The following is a 23,042-nucleotide window of genomic DNA, read 5'->3' as shown; positions in this document are numbered from 1 at the left end:
GATATACTATTTATACAAATATAAGAAAATAGTATAACATATATGAGAGGAGAACAAAGTGAATGAAGGCGAAAGTGGCGATTAACGGTTTCGGACGAATCGGACGGATGGTGTTCCGGCGCGCCATCAATTCCCCTGATCTCGACATTGTGGCGGTGAACGCCAGCTATCCGCCGGAAACGTTAGCCCATTTAGTGAAATATGACTCAAACCACGGCAAATTTGACGGTGAGGTCATCGCCTTGGAAGACGGCCTGCTCGTCAACGGCAAAAAAGTGAGGCTGTTAAACTCGCGCGACCCGAAACAGCTGCCGTGGAAAGAGCTTGATATCGATATTGTGATTGAAGCGACCGGAAAATTCAACGATCGTGAAAAGGCGAGCCTTCACCTTGAGGCAGGGGCGAAGCGCGTCATTTTAACCGCCCCGGGCAAAAATGAAGATGTGACGATCGTCGTTGGCGTCAACGAGCATATGCTTGACATCGACCGCCATTTCATCATTTCGAACGCCTCGTGTACGACAAACTGTTTGGCTCCGGTCGTCAAAGTGCTCGATGAAGCGTTTGGGATTGAAAACGGCCTGATGACGACGGTTCACGCGTATACGAACGACCAAAAAAACATCGACAACCCGCATAAAGATTTGCGCCGCGCCCGCTCATGCGCGCAGTCGATCATCCCGACGACAACGGGAGCGGCGAAAGCGCTTGGCCTAGTGCTGCCGCATTTAAAAGGGAAGCTTCATGGCATGGCGCTCCGCGTCCCGACGCCGAACGTCTCGCTCGTCGACTTGGTCGTCGACTTGAAGCGCGATGTGACGGTTGATGAGGTGAACGAGGCGCTGATCCGCGCTGCCAACGGCCCATTGAAAGGCATCTTGGATTTCACGATGGAGCCGCTTGTCTCGATCGATTTCAATACGAATCCGCATTCTGCGATTATCGACGGCCTGTCGACGATGGTGATGGAAGGGCGAAAAGTGAAAGTGCTCGCTTGGTATGACAATGAATGGGGCTATTCGTGCCGCGTCGTTGATTTAGCCCATCTTGTCGCGGCCAAAATGAATGAGCGTCTCAGCGTCAATGCGTAACAGCGGTTCGATGTGAAGCGCGCCGCCTGCGCTATGGCTTTTGCGATCCGCACAAACGGATCGGGCCACGGTGCGGGCGTGGGCGCTTTTTCTCTTTTTTATGCAAAAAAATTAAAAAAGCATGTTGCAAAAACCCCCTAAACAAAGTATACTATGTCTCGTGAACTTCTTAACGGCAAGGGTAATGTGACTACTTAAAGGGTTAGGACCTCTTAGGACTAACTTTCCCCCGTGGTAGTTATACATGCCATTTTGCAACTCACCTTCTGTTTTTTTATTTGTTTGAGAAAATTGGTTAAAGGGGGATTCTTTTCATGGACACGATGGGTCGTCACGTTATCTCGGAACTTTGGGGATGCGACTTTGACAAACTGAATGATATTGATTTTATTGAAAAAACGTTCGTTGACGCCGCGTTAAAGTCGGGAGCGGAGATTCGCGAAGTGGCGTTCCATAAATTCGCTCCGCAAGGCGTAAGCGGGGTCGTCATTATTTCGGAATCGCATTTGACGATTCACACGTTTCCCGAACACGGCTATGCGAGCATTGATGTGTATACATGCGGCCATTTAGACCCGACGATTGCCGCCGATTACATTGCCGAAATGCTGGGCGCGCAAACGCGGGAAACGATTGAACTTCCGCGCGGCATGCGCCCAATCGAAGTGAAAAAGGCGCAGGCGCTGTAATTGGATCATGATAAACCGAAAGGAGCGTAAGCGAAACGCTCCTTTTTTTGCGCCCTCGGCGGTACAACAGCGGCGAAAATCATGGTATGATGGAAGAAAAAGAATGACTAGGGAGACGTGGCAATGAGCATGTGGAAAACACTCAAATACGCCTTCACAAACCATTGTGAAACGCGGGAAAATCATGAAGATGAAGAGCTAAGAAGCCATTATTACAAAGCGACGAACCGCGCCGTCATCGATGCGGTCAAGGAGCTGCTCTCGTCGCTGCCCGACGCCGAGCTCGTTTCTGTTTCCGAAGAGCGCGGCGAAATTTGTGCGCAAACAAGGCGCGGCAAAAAGTTGTTCATCGTCGCTACCGTCATTTCCGTGCGGCCGTTTGAAACGGCGGTCGACTTTTCCGCGACGACGGAGACGAAGCTATTGCCGTTTGATTTTGGGCATAGCCGGGCGGTCATTCTCGATTTGTATCGGAAGCTCGACGCCCGCCTGCCCTATATCGGTTCCGGACTGAACAGCTAACTATATCTTGTCTGCTTTCGTCCATTCCGGTATGATAGAAAATAAGAAGATCAACGGAGTGGATGTTATGCGATGTCCTTCATGCCATCATCAAGGCACGCGCGTGCTTGACTCGCGCCCGGTTGAAGAGGGTCGTTCGATCCGCCGCCGGCGGGAGTGCGAACAGTGCCATTATCGGTTTACGACGTTTGAGCGGATCGAGGAGCCGCCGCTGATTGTTGTGAAAAAAGAGGGAACGCGCGAAGAATTCAGCCGGGAGAAAATTTTGCGCGGCTTGATCAAAGCGTGCGAGAAGCGGCCGGTGGCGCTCGAGGAGCTTGAAAAAGTGACGCAGGAAATTGAGCGCGAACTGCGCAATCAAGGCGTCTCGGAAGTGAAAAGCGAAACGATCGGCGAAATGGTGATGGAGCGCCTGTCACACATCGATGAGGTCGCCTATGTCCGCTTCGCTTCCGTCTATCGGCAGTTTAAAGATATTAATGTGTTCATTGAAGAACTGAAAGAGCTGATCAAAAAAGGGCAACGGTAAAAAGGGCTTTGGCGTTAGGCGGCAAGCCCTTTTTTCAACGTCTTTTCGGCAGGAAAGGGGAGAGCCGGTTTGAAACGAATACGGCGGAATGGAAGGTCGGAGCGATGCAACACCATTGGAAAGAGCTGATTGCTGTCGACCGTTATACCGTGCAAAGCCGTGGGGTGTTGCAAGAGGTGGACCGTAAAGTGCTGACGCTGCTTTACCAGCCGCTCATCGGCTGCCGGGCGTTGGCGCTTTATATGACGCTTTGGGGGGAGCTTGAGCTGCTTGACGGCCAGGAAGCGACCCATCATCGGCTTATGGCGCTCATGCAGTGCGGACTGCCGGACATTTACAGCGAACGGTTGAAACTCGAAGGAATCGGGCTGCTCGACACATACGTCCACGCTAAAGAGGCGGATGAACCGAAGCTGTTTCTTTATGAGCTGCGTCCGCCGCTGGCGCCAGACCAGTTTTTCCGCGACGAGATGTTGAGCGTTTTTTTGCGCCGGCAAGTCGGCCGCCACTTGTTTATCCAGCTGAGCAACTTTTTTGCCCGTCCGTCCATTGATGAAACGAAATTCACCCAGGTGACGCGGTCGTTTTCCGACGTGTTTTCGGCCGTGCCCGCTGAACAAATCTTCGCCGGCCTCAGCGAAGAAGCCGGGCCCGAGCTGCTTGAAGGGAAGGATCACATCAGGCGGGATGAGGCGTCGTATGTGCTCGATGATGGTGTATTCGACTTTGAGCTGTTTTTTGCCGGCCTGTCCAAGCAGCTTGTGCCGCGCCGGGCTGTGACAGCGAAAGTGAAGGAAGCGATTAAAAAGCTGGCGTTTTTATACGGCATTCCGCCGCTTGAGATGCAAAAACTGGTCCTTGGCGTCATCGATCCGGCATATCATATCGATATTGACGCGTTGCGCCGGGCGGCGCGCGAATGGTATGAGCTCGAACATGGCGGTGTCGAGCCGCGCCTCGTCGAACGAGTGCAGCCGCTCGCCTACCGGACGATGGAAAACATCGAACCGCGCACAAAAGAGGAGCAACTAATGAAACAGCTGGAAACAATTTCCCCGCGCCAGCTGCTGAAAGAGATTTCAGGCGGCGCTGAGCCGTCGCTTGCTGATTTGCAGTTGATCGAAGACATTATGTTCCAGCAGCAGCTGCTCCCCGGAGTTGTCAACGTGCTCATTTATTATGTCATGCTCCGGACGAATATGAAGCTGTCGAAAAAATACGTAGAAAAAATCGCCAGCCATTGGGCGCGCAAAAAGGTGAAAACCGTGAAGGAAGCAATGGAACTGGCGAAAGAAGAGGCGAAAACATACCAAAACTGGGCGAACGAAAAGGAAAAAGGGACGCGGACGGTGCGCAAAGTCGTGCGCACGGAAATCGTCCCGGACTGGCTGAACATGGATTACAGCCAGCCGGATGATGATGATTTTGACGTCGAACAGGCGCGCAAAGAGCTTGAGGAACGGCTGAAAAAATACCGTGATGAATCATAGAGGGAAAAGCCATGGAACGAGTAAACCACCTGTTGCAGCGGTTGCTTGGCAATCAACGGTTTAAACAACGCTACGAACAAATGAAACGCTACATTTTGGAGCATCCGGACGTGCAGCCGTTTTTGCGGGCGCACGAACGGCAATTGTCGGCCGATGCGGTTGACCGCAGCTTGATGAAGCTGTATGAGTTCATCGAGCAGCACGGGAATTGCCGCCAATGTCCGGGCCTTGAGCGATGCAACAACATGCTGCCGGGGTACCATCCAAATTTGGTGGTCAACGGTGGAAGGATCGACGTTGAGTACGACCGTTGCCCAAAAAAAGTGCAGCATGACGAGCGAAAACGGCAAGAGTCGCTCATTCAAAGCATGTTCATGCCGCGCGAAATCTTGCGTGCTTCGCTCTCTGACGTCGATCTCAATGACGATGGGCGGATCAAAGCGATCCGATTTGCCGAGCGGTTTGTGGCGGAATACGAGCCAGGGAAAAAAATGAAAGGCTTGTATTTGCACGGATCGTTTGGGGTGGGCAAAACGTATTTGCTCGCCGCGATCGCCAACGAGCTGGCGAAGCGAAACGTTTCGTCGCTGATCGTCTACGTGCCCGAGCTGTTTCGTGAGATGAAACATTCGCTTCAAGACCAGACGATGAACGAAAAGCTTGATTATATCAAAAAAGTGCCGGTGCTGATGCTCGATGACCTTGGGGCGGAGGCGATGTCAAGCTGGGTGCGCGATGATGTGTTTGGCCCGATCTTGCAATACCGGATGTTTGAAAACTTGCCGACGTTTTTCACGTCGAACTTTGATATGCAGCAGCTCGCCCATCATTTGACGTATTCGCAGCGCGGCGAAGAAGAGAAGGTGAAGGCGGCGCGCATTATGGAGCGAATCCGCTATTTGGCCTATCCGATTGAAATCACTGGACCGAACCGCCGCGAGCAAAATATATAAAGGCGATTTGAAACGTTGCCGTTTGCACAGGCATGTTGATTAACCCATAAAAACTAGTTGAGCAGGTTCTGTTTCTAGCTTTTCTGCCGTAGTCGGCAAGCGGTTCGTTTGCCGACTGGGTCTGACCCAAAAGGGTAATTTCCCTTAAACAAAACACAACATATTGTTTCTTATTTAATTGTTTTATGCCTGTATACGGTAATAAGAAAGGGTATCCCGATCCTTTTGGGGCACCCTCTCCTCGAACAATGAACGCCGCTAAGCTTTGTGGTTTTTTAGTCTAAACAGCCCGTTGTCCCCATATATATAAACCAAGCATTCCTTTCGGGCTAAAGGGGGGACAGCGGGTGATCGAAATCCATTTTGACGAGGCAAGCGAGGCGGAAAAATTGGTTGGGCTGCTAGATCACCGGCAACCGGATGACGGTCCGCTGTTTCATGCCGCTTATGACGGGAACAAAACCGTGGCGGTTTACATACAGGGCGAGGAGAAGCGTGTGCTTGAGGAGCATATCATCCCAGCGATGACGGCGTTTATGCAGGAGGTGATGGAAGACCGGCTGCTGCTATCCATCATTGCCAATGTTTTTTATTTCCGCGACGTCGAAGAACAGCAGCAAATTTTGGCCCTCGCTCATTCGTTTTTGGACGGCGAGCGGCGCGATTACCGGAAAAGCGCGGCGTTTGCCGCCTCGCGCACCGTGATGTTGCGCGACGCTTTTGCCTCCTTTTTGCGCGACGGCTTGTCATTTTCGTTTTCTTCGTTCGTTACGTTCCGGTTAAAGCCGTATATGGAGCGCCTCCAACATTATGTCGAGCTGGCGATTGATGAATACAAGCTGGAGCAGGAGTATCAAAATTTTGTGCAAATGCTGCGCGACTGCCTGGCTGGCCGGACGCCGCAATGGCCGCGCCTGTATTTGGTGCACGATCCGCCGCACTTCGTATTTTACGACAGCGAGCGGCGGGAGCTGTCGGCGGCGGAAGTGAGACAGTTGATCGACCGCCATCTCGTCTTCAGCCAGCCGATGTATATTGATGCATCGGTGCTCGCTCCGCTTGTCTCGCTCGCTCCGGCGGAAATTGAGCTGTACACCGATCATCCGGATGACGGCATGGTGCAGACACTGCAAAACGTGTTTCAAGAACGGCTGATCGTCTGCCGCCGCGCCGATTTTTCCCGCTTGTTTGCCGCCAACGCTGGAAATGGGGGAGAAGCTTGATTTTTCCTGCTGTTTTCGCTATAATGACGTCATGAATATGGATGAATACAAGCGATGACGAGGACATGGGCGCATTTTTACGGTTTCCAGAGAGGGAAGGCAGCGGCTGGAACCTTCCTAACACGAAAAATGCGCTTACCCCCTCAGAGCTGCGGCAGCGAACGCAACGCCCAGTAGTTGCCGCCGGTGGACGACCGTTATTCTTGTTGAGCCATGGCATGGCGAGGCGTTGCCATGGGAAGAAGGGTGGAACCACGATGAAAACTCGTCCCTTTAGGAGGGAGGAGTTTTTTTATTTTTCCATTTTCATCATCATGACAAAGGAGTGATTGCCGATGCCAGACGTCATTCGCATCACGTTCCCAGATGGGGCGGAAAAGGAGTTTCCGAAGGGGACGACGACGGAAGACGTCGCTGCCTCGATCAGCCCGGGGCTGAAGAAAAAAGCGATCGCCGGCAAACTGAACGGCCGGTTCGTTGATTTGCGCACGCCGCTTCACGAAGATGGCGAGCTTGTCATCATTACCCAAGACATGCCGGAGGCGCTTGACATTTTGCGCCATAGCACCGCCCACTTAATGGCGCAGGCGATCAAGCGGCTGTATGGCAACGTCAAGCTCGGCGTCGGTCCGGTCATTGAAAACGGCTTTTACTATGATATCGACATGGAGCATAAGCTGACGCCAGACGACCTCCCGAAAATCGAAGCGGAAATGCGCAAGATTGTCAAAGAAAATTTGGACATCGTCCGCAAAGAAGTGAGCCGCGAAGAAGCCATCCGGCTGTATGAAGAAATCGGCGATGAGTTGAAGCTCGAGTTGATCGCCGATATTCCGGAAGGCGAGCCGATTTCGATTTATGAGCAAGGCGAGTTTTTCGACCTTTGCCGCGGCGTGCACGTGCCGTCGACTGGAAAAATCAAAGAGTTCAAGCTGCTCAGCATCTCGGGGGCCTACTGGCGCGGCGACAGCAACAACAAAATGCTGCAGCGCATCTACGGCACGGCCTTTTTCAAAAAGGAAGACTTGGATCGTTATTTGCGCCTGCTTGAAGAAGCGAAAGAGCGCGATCACCGGAAGCTCGGCAAAGAGCTTGAGCTGTTTACGACATCGCAACAAGTCGGACAAGGCTTGCCGCTATGGCTGCCGAAAGGAGCGACGATCCGCCGCATTATCGAACGGTACATCGTCGACAAAGAAGTGGCGCTCGGATACGATCATGTCTACACACCGGTGCTCGGCAGCGTCGAGCTGTACAAGACATCGGGCCATTGGGACCATTACAAAGAAAACATGTTCCCGCCGATGGAGATGGACAACGAAGAACTTGTGCTTCGTCCGATGAACTGCCCGCACCATATGATGATTTACAAAAGCAAGCTGCACAGCTACCGCGAGCTGCCGATCCGCATCGCCGAGCTCGGCACGATGCACCGCTATGAAATGTCTGGAGCGCTTACCGGCCTGCAGCGCGTCCGCGGCATGACGCTCAACGACGCCCACATTTTCGTGCGCCCGGACCAAATCAAAGACGAGTTCAAGCGCGTCGTCAACTTGATTTTGGAAGTCTATAAGGATTTCGGCATTGAGGAATACTCGTTCCGCTTGTCTTACCGCGATCCGCATGACAAAGAAAAATATTACGATGACGATGAAATGTGGGAAAAAGCCCAACGCATGCTGCGGGAAGCCATGGACGAGCTCGGCCTCGACTACTACGAAGCGGAAGGGGAAGCGGCGTTTTACGGGCCGAAGCTCGATGTGCAAGTGCGCACGGCGCTTGGCAAAGACGAGACGCTCTCGACGGTGCAGCTTGACTTCCTGTTGCCCGAGCGCTTTGATTTGACGTACATTGGCGAGGATGGGAAGCCGCATCGTCCGGTCGTCATCCATCGCGGCGTCGTCTCGACGATGGAGCGGTTTGTCGCGTTCCTCATCGAGGAGTATAAAGGCGCGTTTCCGACATGGCTCGCCCCGGTTCAAGTCAAAGTGATCCCCGTGTCGCCGGAGGCGCACCTCGATTACGCGTATGACGTGCAGCGGACGCTGAAAGAACGCGGCTTCCGCGTCGAAGTCGACGAGCGCGACGAAAAAATCGGCTATAAAATCCGCGAAGCGCAAATGCAAAAAATCCCGTACATGCTCGTTGTCGGCGATAAAGAAGTGTCTGAGCGAGCGGTCAACGTCCGCCGCTATGGAGAAAAAGAAAGCCGGACGATGGGGCTTGACGAGTTTATGGCCTTGCTCGCTGACGATGTGCGGGAAAAACGGACAAGATTAGGGAAAGCGCAATAAACCGTTGACAGGCGACATAAACGTTCAAGCGCCACAAGGAAGCAACGGTGGCGATGGCCCATGTCATGGGCGGTTTTTCAAAGAAATGGCGGCGTGAACAAGATTTTCTCTTGCCAATTGAATGTTGATCCGCTATAATAAAGGGCGTTGTGTTTATCAAGATCCGCTCCTTGACATGCCATCGCCAAGGTGGTATAGTGTATAAAGTGGAATGATTGCTTGTTTGTAACAAAAGCAGAAGCACCCCGCTTCTCACCTGACCGACGCCAAGACGGCTGTTGGCAGGTTGTTACGGTTCGTCAATGCGAGTGTAAGGACGTACTGCGCGGGTGCTTTGTGCATCTGCGCTTTTTTTTGGCTGGAAGTGGGGCTCTGCTGGCAAACAAGCCAGTCGGAAAAAACCTTGGAGGTGGCTCATTATTAGCAAAGATTTTATTATCAACGAACAAATTCGTGCCCGTGAAGTGCGCTTGATCGACCAAAACGGCGAACAGCTTGGCATCAAGTCGAAGCAGGAGGCGCTTGAGATTGCGGCAAGACGCAACTTGGATCTTGTGCTTGTCGCGCCGAACGCCAAACCGCCCGTTTGCCGCATCATGGACTACGGCAAATTCCGCTTCGAGCAGCAGAAGAAAGAGAAAGAAGCGCGCAAAAAACAAAAAGTGATCAACGTCAAAGAGGTGCGCCTCAGCCCGACGATCGAGGAGCATGACTTCAACACGAAGCTGCGCAATGCGCGCAAGTTTTTGGAAAAAGGCGATAAAGTGAAGGCGACGATCCGCTTTAAAGGTCGGGCGATCACCCATAAAGAAATTGGGCAGCGCGTCCTTGACCGCTTCTCGGAAGCGTGCGCCGACATTGCCGTTGTCGAAACGGCGCCGAAAATGGACGGGCGCAACATGTTTTTAGTGCTCGCACCGAAAAACGACAACAAGTAAGGAGGAACCTGCGATGCCAAAAATGAAAACTCACCGCGGCTCGGCGAAACGGTTCAAAAAAACGGCCAGCGGCAAATTAAAACGCGGCCACGCGTACACGAGCCACTTGTTTGCCAATAAAACGAAAAAACAAAAGCGTCATCTCCGCAAAGCGACGCTTGTCTCGCCTGGCGATTTCAAACGCATCCGCCAAATGCTTGACAACTTGAAATAACGACCGACTATAGGAGGGAACGATTATGCCACGCGTAAAAGGTGGACCAGTGACGCGCAGACGTCGCAAAAAAGTGTTAAAACTCGCAAAAGGCTATTTCGGCGCGAAACACGCATTATATAGAGTCGCGAACCAACAAGTGATGAAATCGCTCATGTATGCGTATCGCGACCGCCGTCAACGGAAGCGCGACTTCCGCAAACTGTGGATTGTCCGCATCAACGCAGCGGCTCGCCAAAATGGCTTGTCCTACAGCCGTTTGATGCACGGCTTGAAGCTGGCCGGCGTGGAAGTGAACCGGAAAATGCTCGCCGACTTGGCGGTGAACGACCAAGCCGCGTTCGCCCAACTCGCCGACTTGGCGAAAGCGAATTTGAATAAATAACAACGATGGCCATCCTTGATCAGGGTGGCCATTTTCTTATCAAGGAAAGGGATCGATATGGTACAATACGGGATAGCGATCAATCTTCTCGCTTTTTTCGTGATGGGGGTCGACAAATACAAGGCGAAGCGCCGCCGCTTTCGCACCGCCGAGCGGACGCTTTGGCTGCTGGCGTGGTTGGGCGGAGCTCTGGGGGCAATGGCGGGCATGTACACGTTTCGCCATAAAACGCGCCATCGGGCTTTTGGCTATGGCTTGCCGCTGTTGGCAGCGGTGGAGCTGTTTCTCTATTGGCGATGGATGAGGTAGAAAGGGGAGGAGAGAATGAATTGGCCTTTGCTTTACGATATGCAGCGCATGTTGGATCGGCGCATTGAAACGGAGCATGGCTTGATGGAGGAAGATTTGTTTGCCCGCAAGCAGCTCGCCTTTCTTGTGGAGCTGGGTGAACTCGCGAATGAGACGCGTTGCTTTAAATTTTGGAGCATCAAACCGCCCGCGCCAGCCGAGCGAGTGCTTGAGGAATATGTTGACGGCTTGCATTTTTTATTGTCGCTCGGGCTGGAGTGCGGCTTGTTTTATGAAGAAAACGAAGCTCCGTCGGCGGGACGGCCGCTTGTCGAGCAGTTTCTTGCCGTGTTTCGCGCCGCCGAGCGGTTCGGGGAGACGAGAGCGCGAGGGGAATATGATGCGCTGTTTGCGGAGTATTGGCGGCTTGGCGTGGCGCTCGGTTTTTCTTCCGACGACATCGAGGCGGCGTATCGGCGGAAAAATGAAGTGAACCACAAGCGGCAAAACGAGCGCTACTGATCTTTTTTTCGGGTGGCGAATGATTCATTTTGCCAATCGTCAGCCTTTTCAAGTATAATAAAAAAGTGGACAAAACCGGAAAGGGGTGCCAAGATGGCGAAGTTGGACGAAACGTTGACGATGCTGAAAGCGCTGACCGATGCGAAAGGCGTCCCGGGCAATGAGCGGGAAGCGCGCGATGTGATGAAGACATACATAGCTCCGTATGCGGATGAAGTGACAACGGATGGCCTCGGCAGCTTGATCGCCAAAAAAGAAGGGAAATCGGGCGGGCCGAAAGTGATGATCGCCGGCCATTTGGATGAAGTCGGCTTTATGGTGACGCAAATCGACGACAAAGGATTCATCCGCTTCCAAACGCTTGGCGGATGGTGGAGCCAAGTAATGCTCGCCCAGCGCGTGACGATCGTGACGAAAAAAGGCGACATCACCGGCGTCATCGGTTCGAAGCCGCCGCACATTCTGCCGCCGGAGGCGCGCAAAAAACCGGTGGAAATCAAAGATATGTTCATCGACATCGGCGCGACAAGCCGCGAGGAAGCGATGGAGTGGGGCGTCCGCCCGGGCGATATGATCGTGCCGTATTTTGAATTTACGGTATTGAACAATGAAAAAATGCTGCTCGCGAAAGCATGGGACAACCGGATCGGCTGTGCGGTCGCCATCGATGTGCTCAAGCAGCTGAAAGGCGTCGACCATCCAAACACGGTATACGGCGTCGGCACGGTGCAGGAAGAAGTCGGCTTGCGCGGCGCGCGCACGGCCGCCCAATTCATTCAGCCAGATATCGCGTTTGCTGTTGATGTCGGCATTGCCGGCGATACGCCGGGCGTGTCGGAAAAAGAAGCGATGGGCAAACTCGGCGCCGGCCCGCACATCGTCTTGTACGACGCAACGATGGTGTCGCACCGCGGCTTGCGCGAATTTGTCATCGAAGTGGCGGAAGAGCTGAACATTCCGCACCATTTTGACGCCATGCCAGGCGGCGGTACGGACGCGGGAGCGATTCACTTAACCGGCATCGGCGTTCCGTCGCTCACGATTGCCATCCCGACGCGCTACATCCACTCGCACGCCGCCATTTTGCACCGCGACGACTACGAAAACACGGTCAAGCTGCTTGTTGAGGTGATCAAACGGCTTGACGCCGACAAAGTGAAACAACTGACGTTTGACGAATAAAAACACCGGCCGATTCGGCCGGTGTTTTTGGCAGTATGCCCATGAAGCCAGCTGGTCCTGTTTGGCAGACGGGGCGGTTGTGGGCGTTGCCGTGTGGAGAGGTTCAGGTGGATGAGGCAAGTGTGCCCGTAACCGCACCTGCTTCACGAAAGATGGATTCTCCCCTGCTTTCCCCTGCAAGGACGTGGGAGGGAAAGTCAAGCTTTTAGGCCTACGGCTTTGGATGCATGTCGATGCGATGTGGAAGCATCGCCGTAGAACAGAACGGCCGCAAGCGGCGGAAACGTGATGGTCAGCAGCAAAGCAACGAGCAGAATGGTAAAGGAGAACGGGCTCAGCTTTTTGCCTAGTTCATTTTTATGCTTTTTCTCAAATTGTTTGATGGCGTCATTTTTGGTGAGGGAAGCCGAGTCTAGAAGGGTTTGGCCATCAACATCGTAATAAAAAATTTGTTTGGTGTGAAAAATGAAAATGCTGTCCCGAATTTCGCTCCCTTGGGCCAACACGACTTTCACCGTTTTCGCTTCGGTCGTGTTGTTTTCGGCTACTTCAGCTGATGTGGTGATGCTGTCTAGAATTTGGACAGAGCCGTTTTTGTAGTAAGTCAAAGTGTCTTTAAACTGCTTGTTTACAGCATCTGTAAGAGCGGATGAACTGGCGCCCGACACGCTGAAAGGGATGGTAAACAGGAACAGGAAGAGAATGAGAGACGCCCATTTTTTCAAAATTATCATTCCTTTCTCTTTTTTGTGAATTTTATCATATTGATTCCTATGATTCTAGTTATTTGTAGCATAAAATTAAAAAACCACATAGGCGGTAGGTTGTTCCCGACAGAAATGATTTCGTGGCATCTTCCTCAAACGGCTGGAGATTCGATCTTTTTGAACAGAGAAGCGTTGGGCGAAAGAGCAAGAAAAAGCAGGCGGTTACTGTTTAACCGCCTGCTCGAGTGTTGTGAGCATCATGTCTTTTTGCTGCTCATTGGCATGCGTCCAAATGGCTTCAAAGAGGACACCGAGGCCGGGCAAATATTTTTCCTCGCCTCGTTGGATCGCATCTTCGATCGTATGTTCCAGCTGCTCTTTCGAGTTGTTGGCTACGTTGTGCATAATGGCTTCCCGCAAGTTCAAATCCATTTGTCTCACCTCGTTGGCCGTATTGTACACCGTTATCGTTTGCCAATGGCGGCGGATTTATACATGGAGCGGCTCTCGTATATGGTATAATAGAGGAAAAACTAGACCGAAATGAGTGATGGCGACGATGGACGAGAAACCGCTCTATGGATTGGAACGAACGGTATTTCGCCAACTGCTCCATCTATTTTCCCGTTATGCTGATGTCATTGAAAAAGTCATTTTGTTCGGCTCAAGAGCACGAGGCGATTACAAGGAAGGATCGGATATCGATTTGGCGATCAAATTTCGAAAACCGGGAGGCCCGCTGTACCTCCTGCAATCGGACTTGGATGAACTTCCGATCATTTATTCGATCGATGTTGTTGATTACAATCAAATTCACAACGAACAGCTAAAAATGAATATTGACCAAGAAGGAAAGACGATTTTTCAAACGAACGAGCACGGGAAGGTGATGGTCACAATGAGCCGGCTGATGGATCGATTTTACGATTTCGAACGGGCGCTCTCCAAACTCCGGCAAAGTGCCGCAAGAGACGCCCAAACGGATGACCTTGTTGTTGATGCGACCATTCAACGCTTTGAATTCACGTACGAACTAGCATGGAAATGGATGAAACTTTATTTGGAGCATCAGGGATACGCTGAAGTGACGAGTCCGAGGAAAACGATTCGCGAGGCGTTTCGGGAAGGGTTGATTCAAGACGGAGAGACATGGCTTCGCATGCTGGAAGACCGCAACCGGACGTCCCATACGTATGACGAAGAAACCGCAATGGACATTTACGAACGCATTCGCATCCACTATATCCCGCTGTTTGACCGCTTGCTTGACGAAATGAAACAACGGCTTGACTCAGCGACATGAGCGGCCGGCGTGCGGAACGGAACGAGCCTGGCTTTGTGAAGGAACTTGGCTTTGGTCGTGAAAGATGACAACGGCACACATTTTGCTATAATCAAAGGAAGAAACTTGACGCATGAGGTGACGACACAATGGAAAAAGCGACATTCGCCGGCGGCTGCTTTTGGTGCATGGTGACGCCGTTTGAGGAGCTCGATGGCATTTACGGCATCGTCTCCGGCTATACAGGGGGACATGTGGAAAATCCGACATACGAGCAAGTGAAAACCGGCACGACCGGCCACTACGAAGCGGTGCAAATCACCTTCGACCCGGACGTCTTTCCGTATGAGCGGCTCTTGGAGCTGTATTGGTGTCAAATCGACCCGACCGATGACGGCGGCCAGTTTCACGACCGCGGGCCGCAATACCGGACGGCGATTTTTTACCATAACGAAAAACAGCGCCAGCTCGCCGAGCAGTCAAAGCGGGCGCTCGAGGAAAGCGGGCGCTTCTCGAAGCCGATTGTGACGAAAATTTTGCCGGCGACGACGTTTTACCCGGCGGAAGAGTATCATCAAAACTACCATAAGAAAAATCCGGAGCATTACAAGCAAGACCGCGCCGCGTCCGGGCGCGATGAGTTTATCGCCAAACATTGGGGGACGAAACGGTGAAGCGGATCGAATCGCCGAAAAATGCGCGCGTCAAACAATGGAAAAAGCTGCTGACAAAAAAAGGGCGCGATGAGACCGGATTGTTTTTGCTTGAAGGGTTTCATCTTGTCGAAGAGGCCATAAAAAGCAACGCGCCCCTTGTCGAGCTGATCGTTGATGAGCGGACGGCTGTCCCGCCCGGCTGGAACGTCACAGGTGTCCCGGTTACGATCGTGACCGAAGCGGTGATGAAGGCGATCAGCAGCACGGAGACGCCGCAAGGCATCGCCGCGGTGTGCCGGCAGCTGTCGACCGAGCTTGAAGGCGTGAAGACCGCCTTGCTGATTGACGCCGTGCAAGATCCGGGCAATCTTGGGACGATGATCCGCACCGCCGATGCCGCTGGGATCGATGCCGTCATCCTCGGTGAGGGATGCGCCGACTTGTACAATCCGAAAGTGGTGCGGGCGACGCAAGGGTCGCTGTTTCACCTTCCGGTTGTCAAAGGCGATCTGGCACAATGGATCGCGCGTTTCAAGGAGCAGGGCATTCCGGTGTACGGCACCGCCTTGGAGAACGCCGTCGATTACCGCACCGTTCCACAATCGCCTTCGTTCGCCTTGCTCTTCGGCAATGAAGGAAGCGGCGTCCGACCCGACCTGCTGCGCCTAACGACAGAGAACGTGTACATCCCGATTTACGGCCGCGCCGAGTCGCTGAACGTCGCCGTTGCGGCCGGAATTTTGCTTTATTCCTTGCAGGCGGTGCGGTAAAATAGAATGGAAAATCAATAGGACAAGGGGGGCGGAGACGGATGGATGGCGAACTGCGGGCGTTATTGAACGCTGTGCTTGAGCGTCTTGATGTTCAAGGGGTCTACATCGAACAAATGCGCATGGATATCGTCAAGCTGCAAGGAAGCGTGAAACAACTCGAAGACAAAGTCGATCGCATCCAAAGTGATGTTGAGGCGATGAAAAAAGACATGGATGCGATGAAAAAAGACATGGATGCGATGAAAAAAGACATGGACGCTATGAAAAAGGACATGTTGGGGGTCAAAAAAGATGTCGCCGCGCTCAAGGGAGGGCAAGTGCGGCAGGAAAAAATTATGGAGCGCCTTGCCATCCGCTCGATTGAACAGGAAGCGGAAATCGATGAGCTGCGCAAAGAAATTTCGGCCTGACCTTGCCTTTGCCCACTCATTTGCGTATAATGAATAGCGACAATTTCCCATACGGACAACAACGATGACGGAGAAAAGTAGCTTGCTGTTCGCCATCCAGGGAGAAAACGCCATAGACTGGGAGCGTTTTTATGGCCGACGCAAGTGAAGTTCACCTCCTGAGTTGACACCGGGACCATCCCGACGAGGGATGTAAAGGTGTTCCGGCTTTCGGCCGTTATCGCAATGAAGTGAACAGCGCATTTCGGCTGTTAACAAGGGTGGTACCGCGAGCAACAACTCGTCCCTTACCGGGGGCGGGTTTTTTTTATCATCTTAAACCGAGAAGCCCCCCGCTTCTACGCGTGAGCGTAAGTGGGAGAGCGTTCAACTGAAATGAGGAGGGATTGATGTGAAAGAACGGCTGTACGAGCTGAAACGCCAGGCGCTCGAACAAATCGGCCAAGCCCGCGACTTAAGAATGCTAAACGACGTGCGCGTCGCCTATTTAGGCAAAAAAGGGCCGATCACCGAAGTGCTGCGCGGCATGGGGGCATTGCCGCCGGAAGAGCGCCCGAAAATCGGCGCGCTTGCCAATGAAGTAAGAGAGGCCATCCAACAGGCGCTGGAAGCGAAACAAGCGAAACTGGAACAGGAGGAAGTGGAGCGGAAGCTGGCTGCCGAGGCGATTGATGTGACGCTGCCGGGCCGGCCTGTGAGTCTTGGCAACCCGCATCCGCTGACGCGTGTCATTGAAGAAATTGAAGACTTGTTTATCGGCATGGGCTATACGGTCGCCGAAGGGCCGGAAGTGGAGACCGACTATTACAACTTTGAGGCGCTCAACTTGCCGAAAGGCCATCCGGCCCGCGATATGCAAGATTCGTTTTACATCACGGAAGAGATTTTGCTTCGCACCCATACGTCGCCGATGCAGGCGCGGACGATGGAAAAGCACCGCGGGCGCGGTCCAGTGAAAATCATTTGCCCGGGCAAAGTGTATCGCCGCGACACCGATGATGCGACGCATTCGCACCAGTTTACGCAAATTGAAGGATTGGTTGTTGACCGGAACATCCGGATGAGCGATTTGAAAGGGACGCTGCGCGAATTTGCCCGCAAGCTGTTCGGGGAAGGGCGCGACATCCGCTTCCGGCCGAGCTTTTTCCCGTTCACGGAACCATCGGTCGAAGTCGATGTGTCCTGCTTCCGCTGCGAAGGGCGGGGCTGTGGCGTCTGCAAAGGCACCGGTTGGATCGAAATTTTAGGAGCCGGCATGGTTCATCCGAACGTGCTTGAGATGGCCGGTTTTGATTCGAAAACGTACACCGGCTTCGCGTTCGGCATGGGGCCGGAGCGGATCGCGATGCTGAAATACGGCATTGATGACATCCGCCATTTCTATCAAAACGATCTACGTTTCTTGCGGCAATTTTTGCGTGTGTAACAGAAAAAGGAGGAGTTGGGAATGCTCGTTTCTTACCGTTGGCTAGGGGAATACGTCGATTTGACGGGCATCACCGCCAAAGAGCTCGCGGAGCGGATTACGAAAAGCGGCATTGAAGTCGAGCGGGTCGAGGCGCTTGACCGCGGGATGAACGGCGTTGTCATCGGTCATGTGCTCGAGTGCGAGCCGCACCCGAACGCGGATAAACTGCGGAAATGCCTCGTCGATCTCGGCGAAGGCGAGCCGGTGCGAATCATTTGCGGCGCCCCGAACGTCGCCAAAGGGCAAAAAGTCGCGGTCGCCAAAGTCGGGGCGGTGCTGCCGGGCAACTTTAAAATCAAACGGGCGAAGTTGCGCGGCGAAGAATCGAACGGCATGATTTGTTCGCTCCAAGAGCTTGGCGTCGAAACGAAAGTCGTGCCGAAAGAATACGCGGACGGCATTTTCGTCTTTCCAAGCGACGCGCCGGTCGGCGCCGATGCGCTCGAGTGGCTCGGCTTGCATGACGAAGTGTTAGAGCTCGCCTTGACACCAAACCGCGCCGACTGTTTAAGCATGATCGGCGTCGCCTATGAAGTCGCCGCCATTCTCGGCCGCGATGTAAAACTGCCGGAAGCGGCGGTCAAGGAAAACAGCGAACATGTCCATGAATACATTTCCGTCCGCGTTGAGGCGCCGGAAGACAATCCGCTGTACGCCGGGCGGATTGTGAAAAACGTCCGGATCGGCCCGTCGCCTCTTTGGATGCAAGCGCGTTTGATGGCGGCCGGCATTCGCCCGCACAACAACGTCGTCGACATTACGAACTACATTTTGCTTGAGTACGGCCAGCCGCTTCATGCGTTTGACTACGACCGCCTCGGTTCGAAGGAGATTGTCGTCCGCCGTGCAAAAGCGGGCGAAACGATCATCACCCTTGATGATGTCGAGCGGAAGCTGACCGAGAACCACCTGGTCATCACCAACGGCCGCGAGCCGGTCGCCTTAGCCGGCGTGATGGGCGGGGCGAATTCGGAAGTGCGCGACGACACGACGACCGTGTTCATTGAAGCGGCGTACTTTACAAGCCCAATCATCCGCCAAGCTGTGAAAGACCACGGGCTGCGCAGCGAGGCGAGCACCCGATTTGAAAAAGGGATCGATCCAGCGCGGACGAAAGAAGCGCTCGATCGCGCCGCGGCGTTGATGTCGGAATACGCCGGCGGCGAGGTCGTCGGCGGCATCGTCGAAGCGAGCGTGTGGCGCCAAGACCCAGTGGTGGTGACGGTCACGCTCGAACGCATCAACGGCGTCCTCGGCACGGCGATGACGAAAGAGGAAGTGGCCGCGATTCTTTCGAACTTGCAATTTCCGTTTACGGAAGACAACGGAACGTTCACGATCCACGTCCCGTCGCGCCGGCGCGACATTGCGATTGAAGAAGATATCATTGAAGAAGCCGCCCGTTTGTACGGCTACGACCGCCTGCCGGCGACGCTGCCGGTGGCTGAGGCGAAACCGGGCGGGCTCACGCCGCATCAAGCGAAGCGCCGCCGCGTCCGCCGCTATTTGGAAGGAACCGGCTTGTTCCAAGCCATCACGTATTCGTTGACGAGCCCGGACAAAGCGACGCGCTTCGCGCTCGAGACGGCCGAACCGATCCGCTTGGCGCTGCCGATGAGCGAAGAGCGGAGCGTTCTTCGGCAAAGCTTGATTCCGCATCTGCTCGAAGCGGCGAGCTACAACCGCGCCCGCCAAGTCGAGGACGTCGCCTTGTACGAAATCGGCTCTGTCTACTTGTCCAAAGGAGAACACGTCCAACCGGCGGAAAAAGAGCGGCTTGCCGGCGTTCTCACCGGCTTATGGCACGCCCATTTGTGGCAAGGCGAGAAAAAGGCCGTTGATTTTTACGTTGCCAAAGGGATTTTGGATGGCCTGTTTGACTTGCTTGGACTTGCCGCCCGCATCGAATACAAACCGGCCAAGCGCGCCGATTTGCATCCGGGACGGACGGCGGACATTGTGCTTGACGGCCGGGTCATCGGCTTTGTCGGCCAGCTCCATCCGGCCGTGCAAAAAGAGTACGATTTGAAAGAAACGTACGTGTTCGAGCTCGCTTTAACCGATCTGTTGAACGCCGAAAGCGAAGCGATCCGCTACGAGCCGATTCCGCGCTTCCCGTCCGTCGTGCGCGACATTGCCTTGGTCGTCGATGAAAACGTCGAAGCCGGCGCCCTCAAGCAAGCGATCGAAGAAGCCGGGAAACCGCTTGTCAAAGACGTCTCCCTCTTTGACGTCTACAAAGGCGACCGCCTGCCGGACGGGAAAAAATCGCTCGCCTTCTCGCTCCGCTACTACGATCCGGAGCGGACGCTCACGGATGAAGAAGTCGCCGCCGTCCACGAGCGGGTGCTCGCCGCAGTCGAGAAACAATTTGGCGCGGTGCTGCGCGGGTAAAACGAAAAGCTGTTCCAAAAAGCGACTCGCTTTTGGAACAGCTTTTTTTGATGAGAGCTCGTTTCCAAACGGATTCAGAAAACGAAGGATGCCAACAAAGGCGGATGCCCTGTCAGCCGTACTCGGCCATGATGCGCCCGGTTTGTGACACATCGTACCCGCTGAGCGCTTCGAGTTCGGCGCGGAACGAATCGGAGCGGAGCACGTCCAGCACGGAAGCGATGAGCGATTCATTCTCCGGCGTCCGCAACATGACGACATCATACTGTTCGTTCATCAGCGGAATGAACTCGACGCCGGCCATTCGCGCCACTTTTTCCGTGCCGATGCCGACATCAGCGAGACCCGCCGCCACCGCGGAGGCGACGCTCAAATGGCTTGTCTCCTCGCGCTCATAGCCGCGAATAGCGGACGGTGACAGTCCATGCAGGCGCAGCTGTTCATCCAAGAGCACACGCGCCCCCGCTCCTTTTTCCCGGTTGACGATCACGACGTCGCTCCTTCCTAAGTCGCTAAACGTTTGAATGCCGCGCGGATTGCCTTTTGGCACGTAAAACCCGATTGGCCTGCGCATCAAGTTCACCATGATGTACGCATGGCCTGTCAACAGCTTTTCAACGTAGGGGCGGTTGTACTCACCCGTTTGCCCGTCAAACAAATGCACGCTGACGATGTCACATTGCCCTTTGTACAGCGCAATCAACCCGTTGAGGCTGCTCGTATAGGTGCGAAGCGATTGATAAGAGCCGCCTTTCTCGAGATGGACGCCAAGCAAATCGAGCGCCATATCTTGACCGCTGATGATGATGGGGCGAAAGGCGGTTTCGGTCGGCCGTGAAACGGCGGAAAAAACGGTGCTTGCCTCCCCTTTTTGCCAGTCGATGTACCGCTTGAGATCATCCGCGGTGATCCGCATTTGCCGCCCGACGCGAAAGGTGGGCAGCTTCCCTTTTTTCACTAAATCGTACACCGTTAGTTTGGACACTTTTAATAAGGAAGCGATTTCTTCAATCGTGTATGACCGCGGCTCCGTCATCATGCCATCCTCCTTTCTTTCATTGTAGCGCAAAGAGAGCGATGTGAAAAAATTTTTCTTTTTTAACTAGTTATCATTATTTATAATTAGATATCATTACATATAAAAATCTGAATGGAGATAAGGGGGATGTAGATGCGAAAAATGGCATGGCTTGTCGCGGTGGTCTTGTTGTTCGGCTTGTATGGCTGCGACAGCGGTTCGAAAGAGGGGGCTGGGCAAACGAAATCGGCGGACAAAGTGGAGCTCACCATCTCCGCCGCCGCCAGCCTGCAAGAAGCGCTGGAAGAAGCGAAAACGGCGTTTGAACGAAAGCACCCGAACATCCGCATCCAATATAATTTTGGCGCGTCGGGCGCCTTGCAAAAACAAATTTCCGAAGGGGCGCCGGTCGATCTCTTTTTCTCCGCGGCTGCCGAGCCATTTGAGGAACTGAAAAAGGAAGGGCTGATCGATTCCAAACACGAAAAAACCGTGCTCGCCAACGAGCTGGTGCTCATCGTTCCGAAACAAGGAGAAGGGGCGATTCAGTCGCTCGATGACATCACCCGCGCCAAACGAGTGGCGATCGGCATCCCCGAGTCAGTGCCGGCCGGCATGTACGCCAAACAAACGCTCGAAAAGGCGGGGCTGTGGGAGCAGGTGAAAGCGAAGCTCGTTTACGCGAAAGACGTTCGTCAAGTGCTGACGTACGTGGAAACCGGCAACGTCGACGCCGGGTTTGTGTACCGGACGGACGCGCTCGTGTCGGACAAAGTCAAGATCGCCGCCGCCGTGCCAAGCGGCATGCACGACCCGATCATCTATCCGCTTGGTGTTGTCAAGACGAGCAAACATCTCAAGGAGGCGCGGGAGTTGTATGATTATTTGACGAGCGAACAGGCGCTCCAAATATTCGAACAACACGGGTTCCGACCAAGCCGTTGAATCTGCTTCCCATCGGGAGGGGATATATGGTAAAATAAAGGCGATGCCAATCGAATAGGCGATGGAGTTCGCCATAACCGCCGGCTTCCGGCTGATGACTCCTGCTGCAGATGGATGCGGCAGGAGTCTGTTCATTTTTGGAAGGAGGGGTCCTTATTGGTCTATCTCGCTGTCGGCGCAGCCGGCATGATCGGCGCGCTTGTCCGCTATGGCCTCGGTTTGGTTGTTCCCGCCGCCGCCGTCGGCGGCTTTCCGCTCGGGACGCTTTTCATCAACTGGACAGGCTCGTTTTTGCTCAGCTGGCTCACGGTTTTCTTCACCCGCCTCCCTGCATGGCCGCCATGGTGGAAGACCGCGGTCACAACCGGCTTTGTCGGCTCGTATACGACGTTTTCGACGCTCAGTGTTGAATGTGTGGAATTGATGGAACAAGGGCGCTTTGGCATGGCGGCCGTTTATATCGCTGCCAGCCTGTTTGGCGGGTTGCTCGCCTCATGGGCTGGATATGCCGCCGCTCAACCGGAACGGAAGGAAGGGATTGGATAATGTACGCACCGCTGTTTGTGGCGATCGGCGGTTTTTTCGGCGCCATGGCCCGCTATCTCGTCAGCCGCTGGGCGGCTCGGCGTTCGCCGCGTTTTCCCATAGGGACGCTCATTGTCAACTTGCTTGGGTCCTTCTTGCTCGGCTGGCTCGCTGGAAGCGGCGCCGCCGATGCCGCAAAACTGCTTGTCGGCACGGGCTTTATGGGCGCGTTCACCACGTTTTCGACCTTAAAATGGGAAAGCGTGCAAATGATGCAGCAACGCCAATGGGCGAAGGTTGTCGTTTATTTGGCGGCTACGTATTTGTGTGGCGTGTGGCTCGCGTGGCTTGGCTATCACGTGGGGCGGTGACTGCAGCGCCGAAAAACAAGCATTGTTTCTTAATTAGTTGATTGTGAAAAAGAACGTTCTTGGCTTGCTTTTAGAGGGCTGGTGATTGAATGAAAAATGTGAATCAACAACAGTGTTTTTCAATTTGATAAGCCTTGTAAAATCTGTTTTTCTCTTTGATCAAAAATGACCGA

General features: G+C 53.8%; 26 protein-coding genes, 1 riboswitch and 3 other annotated features. Of the genes, 23 read left to right on the top strand and 3 right to left on the bottom strand.

The annotated features are described in order from the left end of the window. The first annotated feature begins 62 nt into the window (after nucleotides 1-62). The 14 genes from GYMC52_RS13850 (at nucleotide 63) to GYMC52_RS13780 (ending at nucleotide 12,320) form a co-directional block, all read left to right on the top strand. Complete coding sequence (locus GYMC52_RS13850; RefSeq protein ID WP_011232200.1) at nucleotides 63-1,091, top strand: glyceraldehyde-3-phosphate dehydrogenase; 1,029 nt, start codon at nucleotides 63-65, stop codon at nucleotides 1,089-1,091. 314 nt (nucleotides 1,092-1,405) lie between these two features. Further along, nucleotides 1,406-1,780, top strand: coding sequence for an adenosylmethionine decarboxylase (gene speD, locus GYMC52_RS13845; protein WP_011232199.1), 375 nt, complete (start codon nucleotides 1,406-1,408; stop codon nucleotides 1,778-1,780). A 123-nt stretch (nucleotides 1,781-1,903) separates the two neighbouring features. Beyond that, nucleotides 1,904-2,302 carry a hypothetical protein gene (locus tag GYMC52_RS13840; protein WP_013144521.1) on the top strand — a complete coding sequence of 133 codons (399 nt, stop codon included), beginning with the start codon at nucleotides 1,904-1,906 and terminating at the stop codon, nucleotides 2,300-2,302. A 67-nt stretch (nucleotides 2,303-2,369) separates the two neighbouring features. Next, a complete protein-coding gene (gene nrdR / locus GYMC52_RS13835) occupies nucleotides 2,370-2,831 on the top strand; it encodes a transcriptional regulator NrdR (RefSeq protein ID WP_013144522.1) in 462 nt (153 codons plus the stop codon). 104 nt (nucleotides 2,832-2,935) lie between these two features. Further along, nucleotides 2,936-4,321 carry a replication initiation and membrane attachment family protein gene (locus GYMC52_RS13830; protein WP_013524297.1) on the top strand — a complete coding sequence of 462 codons (1,386 nt, stop codon included), beginning with the start codon at nucleotides 2,936-2,938 and terminating at the stop codon, nucleotides 4,319-4,321. Nucleotides 4,322-4,332: 11 nt separating this feature from the next. Then, nucleotides 4,333-5,274 carry a primosomal protein DnaI gene (gene dnaI, locus GYMC52_RS13825; protein ID WP_013144524.1) on the top strand — a complete coding sequence of 314 codons (942 nt, stop codon included), beginning with the start codon at nucleotides 4,333-4,335 and terminating at the stop codon, nucleotides 5,272-5,274. Between the two features lie 347 nt (nucleotides 5,275-5,621). Continuing rightward, nucleotides 5,622-6,497 (top strand): putative sporulation protein YtxC, encoded by an 876-nt coding sequence (ytxC, locus tag GYMC52_RS13820; RefSeq protein WP_011232194.1) that lies wholly within the window; start codon nucleotides 5,622-5,624, stop codon nucleotides 6,495-6,497. Between the two features lie 45 nt (nucleotides 6,498-6,542). Continuing rightward, nucleotides 6,543-6,773, top strand: a binding site (T-box leader). 59 nt (nucleotides 6,774-6,832) lie between these two features. After that, nucleotides 6,833-8,791 (top strand): threonine--tRNA ligase, encoded by a 1,959-nt coding sequence (thrS, locus tag GYMC52_RS13810; RefSeq protein ID WP_013524296.1) that lies wholly within the window; start codon nucleotides 6,833-6,835, stop codon nucleotides 8,789-8,791. Between the two features lie 226 nt (nucleotides 8,792-9,017). Continuing rightward, nucleotides 9,018-9,151: a sequence feature (ribosomal protein L20 leader region), on the top strand. A gap of 56 nt (nucleotides 9,152-9,207) precedes the next feature. Next, nucleotides 9,208-9,729 carry a translation initiation factor IF-3 gene (gene infC / locus GYMC52_RS13805; RefSeq protein ID WP_074044349.1) on the top strand — a complete coding sequence of 174 codons (522 nt, stop codon included), beginning with the start codon at nucleotides 9,208-9,210 and terminating at the stop codon, nucleotides 9,727-9,729. 13 nt (nucleotides 9,730-9,742) lie between these two features. Then, nucleotides 9,743-9,943: a 50S ribosomal protein L35 gene (rpmI, locus tag GYMC52_RS13800; RefSeq protein WP_011232191.1), complete on the top strand. Its 201-nt coding sequence runs from the start codon at nucleotides 9,743-9,745 to the stop codon at nucleotides 9,941-9,943. Nucleotides 9,944-9,968: 25 nt separating this feature from the next. After that, nucleotides 9,969-10,328: a 50S ribosomal protein L20 gene (gene rplT / locus GYMC52_RS13795; protein ID WP_011232190.1), complete on the top strand. Its 360-nt coding sequence runs from the start codon at nucleotides 9,969-9,971 to the stop codon at nucleotides 10,326-10,328. Nucleotides 10,329-10,385: 57 nt separating this feature from the next. After that, on the top strand, nucleotides 10,386-10,637 hold the full coding sequence (locus GYMC52_RS13790; RefSeq protein WP_013524295.1) for a DUF1294 domain-containing protein: 252 nt from the start codon (nucleotides 10,386-10,388) through the stop codon (nucleotides 10,635-10,637). Between the two features lie 15 nt (nucleotides 10,638-10,652). Then, entirely contained in the window at nucleotides 10,653-11,138 is a 486-nt protein-coding gene (locus GYMC52_RS13785) for a dUTP diphosphatase (protein WP_011232188.1), read from the top strand. Between the two features lie 93 nt (nucleotides 11,139-11,231). After that, nucleotides 11,232-12,320: a M42 family metallopeptidase gene (locus GYMC52_RS13780; protein ID WP_013144529.1), complete on the top strand. Its 1,089-nt coding sequence runs from the start codon at nucleotides 11,232-11,234 to the stop codon at nucleotides 12,318-12,320. Between the two features lie 197 nt (nucleotides 12,321-12,517). Here GYMC52_RS13780 and GYMC52_RS13775 read toward each other — a convergent pair whose 3' ends face one another. Both GYMC52_RS13775 and sspI read right to left on the bottom strand, forming a co-directional pair. Further along, entirely contained in the window at nucleotides 12,518-13,054 is a 537-nt protein-coding gene (locus tag GYMC52_RS13775) for a hypothetical protein (RefSeq protein WP_013144530.1), read from the bottom strand. Between the two features lie 195 nt (nucleotides 13,055-13,249). Continuing rightward, complete coding sequence (gene sspI / locus GYMC52_RS13770) at nucleotides 13,250-13,459, bottom strand: small acid-soluble spore protein SspI (RefSeq protein WP_013524294.1); 210 nt, start codon at nucleotides 13,457-13,459, stop codon at nucleotides 13,250-13,252. Between the two features lie 127 nt (nucleotides 13,460-13,586). On the opposite strand from sspI, the gene GYMC52_RS13765 reads away from it, so the two are divergent. The 6 genes from GYMC52_RS13765 (at nucleotide 13,587) to pheT (ending at nucleotide 20,010) form a co-directional block, all read left to right on the top strand. Further along, nucleotides 13,587-14,330: an HI0074 family nucleotidyltransferase substrate-binding subunit gene (locus tag GYMC52_RS13765; protein WP_013524293.1), complete on the top strand. Its 744-nt coding sequence runs from the start codon at nucleotides 13,587-13,589 to the stop codon at nucleotides 14,328-14,330. Nucleotides 14,331-14,458: 128 nt separating this feature from the next. Beyond that, nucleotides 14,459-14,983: a peptide-methionine (S)-S-oxide reductase MsrA gene (gene msrA / locus GYMC52_RS13760; protein ID WP_013144533.1), complete on the top strand. Its 525-nt coding sequence runs from the start codon at nucleotides 14,459-14,461 to the stop codon at nucleotides 14,981-14,983. Then, nucleotides 14,980-15,735, top strand: coding sequence for a TrmH family RNA methyltransferase (locus GYMC52_RS13755; protein ID WP_013524292.1), 756 nt, complete (start codon nucleotides 14,980-14,982; stop codon nucleotides 15,733-15,735). Before msrA ends, GYMC52_RS13755 begins: the two co-directional genes overlap by 4 nt. 41 nt (nucleotides 15,736-15,776) lie before the next feature. Beyond that, nucleotides 15,777-16,148 (top strand): hypothetical protein, encoded by a 372-nt coding sequence (locus GYMC52_RS13750; protein ID WP_013524291.1) that lies wholly within the window; start codon nucleotides 15,777-15,779, stop codon nucleotides 16,146-16,148. A 55-nt stretch (nucleotides 16,149-16,203) separates the two neighbouring features. Beyond that, nucleotides 16,204-16,439, top strand: a binding site (T-box leader). Between the two features lie 100 nt (nucleotides 16,440-16,539). After that, a complete protein-coding gene (gene pheS / locus GYMC52_RS13745) occupies nucleotides 16,540-17,574 on the top strand; it encodes a phenylalanine--tRNA ligase subunit alpha (RefSeq protein WP_013144536.1) in 1,035 nt (344 codons plus the stop codon). Between the two features lie 21 nt (nucleotides 17,575-17,595). Then, nucleotides 17,596-20,010, top strand: a complete 2,415-nt coding sequence (gene pheT, locus GYMC52_RS13740) for a phenylalanine--tRNA ligase subunit beta (RefSeq protein WP_013524290.1) — start codon at nucleotides 17,596-17,598, stop codon at nucleotides 20,008-20,010. Between the two features lie 112 nt (nucleotides 20,011-20,122). Here the strand turns inward: pheT and GYMC52_RS13735 are convergent, their stop codons facing one another. Then, entirely contained in the window at nucleotides 20,123-21,046 is a 924-nt protein-coding gene (locus tag GYMC52_RS13735; RefSeq protein WP_013524289.1) for a helix-turn-helix transcriptional regulator, read from the bottom strand. A 135-nt stretch (nucleotides 21,047-21,181) separates the two neighbouring features. Between GYMC52_RS13735 and modA the strand changes: the two genes are divergently transcribed. The 3 genes from modA to crcB (GYMC52_RS13720) all read left to right on the top strand — a co-directional run bounded on the left by modA (nucleotide 21,182) and on the right by crcB (GYMC52_RS13720) (nucleotide 22,869). Then, nucleotides 21,182-21,973 (top strand): molybdate ABC transporter substrate-binding protein, encoded by a 792-nt coding sequence (gene modA / locus GYMC52_RS13730; RefSeq protein ID WP_013524288.1) that lies wholly within the window; start codon nucleotides 21,182-21,184, stop codon nucleotides 21,971-21,973. Between the two features lie 48 nt (nucleotides 21,974-22,021). Then, nucleotides 22,022-22,084: riboswitch (Fluoride riboswitch) on the top strand. A gap of 45 nt (nucleotides 22,085-22,129) precedes the next feature. Then, nucleotides 22,130-22,519, top strand: a complete 390-nt coding sequence (crcB, locus tag GYMC52_RS13725) for a fluoride efflux transporter CrcB (protein WP_013524287.1) — start codon at nucleotides 22,130-22,132, stop codon at nucleotides 22,517-22,519. Continuing rightward, nucleotides 22,519-22,869, top strand: coding sequence for a fluoride efflux transporter CrcB (gene crcB, locus GYMC52_RS13720; protein ID WP_013524286.1), 351 nt, complete (start codon nucleotides 22,519-22,521; stop codon nucleotides 22,867-22,869). The genes crcB (GYMC52_RS13725) and crcB (GYMC52_RS13720) overlap by 1 nt, the downstream gene beginning before the upstream one ends. Nucleotides 22,870-23,042 lie beyond the last annotated feature (173 nt).

This window comes from Geobacillus sp. Y412MC52 (assembly GCF_000174795.2).
In the GTDB taxonomy this organism is placed as follows: domain Bacteria; phylum Bacillota; class Bacilli; order Bacillales; family Anoxybacillaceae; genus Geobacillus; species Geobacillus thermoleovorans.
The sequence above is the reverse complement of the archived record's forward strand: the minus strand, read 5'-3'. Positions and strand labels throughout refer to the sequence as shown.

Bases quoted from the DNA above. Each gene is read 5' to 3' on its own strand.
- GYMC52_RS13830 (WP_013524297.1), top strand. From the start codon at position 2,936: ATGCAACACCATTGGAAAGAGCTGATTGCTGTCGACCGTTATACCGTG.
- crcB (WP_013524286.1), top strand. From the start codon at position 22,519: ATGTACGCACCGCTGTTTGTGGCGATCGGCGGTTTTTTCGGCGCCATG.
- dnaI (WP_013144524.1), top strand. From the start codon at position 4,333: ATGGAACGAGTAAACCACCTGTTGCAGCGGTTGCTTGGCAATCAACGG.
- GYMC52_RS13850 (WP_011232200.1), top strand. From the start codon at position 63: ATGAAGGCGAAAGTGGCGATTAACGGTTTCGGACGAATCGGACGGATG.
- msrA (WP_013144533.1), top strand. From the start codon at position 14,459: ATGGAAAAAGCGACATTCGCCGGCGGCTGCTTTTGGTGCATGGTGACG.
- GYMC52_RS13785 (WP_011232188.1), top strand. From the start codon at position 10,653: ATGAATTGGCCTTTGCTTTACGATATGCAGCGCATGTTGGATCGGCGC.
- GYMC52_RS13780 (WP_013144529.1), top strand. From the start codon at position 11,232: ATGGCGAAGTTGGACGAAACGTTGACGATGCTGAAAGCGCTGACCGAT.
- GYMC52_RS13765 (WP_013524293.1), top strand. From the start codon at position 13,587: ATGGACGAGAAACCGCTCTATGGATTGGAACGAACGGTATTTCGCCAA.
- GYMC52_RS13840 (WP_013144521.1), top strand. From the start codon at position 1,904: ATGAGCATGTGGAAAACACTCAAATACGCCTTCACAAACCATTGTGAA.
- pheT (WP_013524290.1), top strand. From the start codon at position 17,596: ATGCTCGTTTCTTACCGTTGGCTAGGGGAATACGTCGATTTGACGGGC.
- thrS (WP_013524296.1), top strand. From the start codon at position 6,833: ATGCCAGACGTCATTCGCATCACGTTCCCAGATGGGGCGGAAAAGGAG.
- nrdR (WP_013144522.1), top strand. From the start codon at position 2,370: ATGCGATGTCCTTCATGCCATCATCAAGGCACGCGCGTGCTTGACTCG.
- sspI (WP_013524294.1), bottom strand. From the start codon at position 13,459: ATGGATTTGAACTTGCGGGAAGCCATTATGCACAACGTAGCCAACAAC.
- GYMC52_RS13750 (WP_013524291.1), top strand. From the start codon at position 15,777: ATGGATGGCGAACTGCGGGCGTTATTGAACGCTGTGCTTGAGCGTCTT.
- modA (WP_013524288.1), top strand. From the start codon at position 21,182: ATGCGAAAAATGGCATGGCTTGTCGCGGTGGTCTTGTTGTTCGGCTTG.
- GYMC52_RS13790 (WP_013524295.1), top strand. From the start codon at position 10,386: ATGGTACAATACGGGATAGCGATCAATCTTCTCGCTTTTTTCGTGATG.
- GYMC52_RS13775 (WP_013144530.1), bottom strand. From the start codon at position 13,054: ATGATAATTTTGAAAAAATGGGCGTCTCTCATTCTCTTCCTGTTCCTG.
- rplT (WP_011232190.1), top strand. From the start codon at position 9,969: ATGCCACGCGTAAAAGGTGGACCAGTGACGCGCAGACGTCGCAAAAAA.
- GYMC52_RS13735 (WP_013524289.1), bottom strand. From the start codon at position 21,046: ATGACGGAGCCGCGGTCATACACGATTGAAGAAATCGCTTCCTTATTA.
- speD (WP_011232199.1), top strand. From the start codon at position 1,406: ATGGACACGATGGGTCGTCACGTTATCTCGGAACTTTGGGGATGCGAC.
- rpmI (WP_011232191.1), top strand. From the start codon at position 9,743: ATGCCAAAAATGAAAACTCACCGCGGCTCGGCGAAACGGTTCAAAAAA.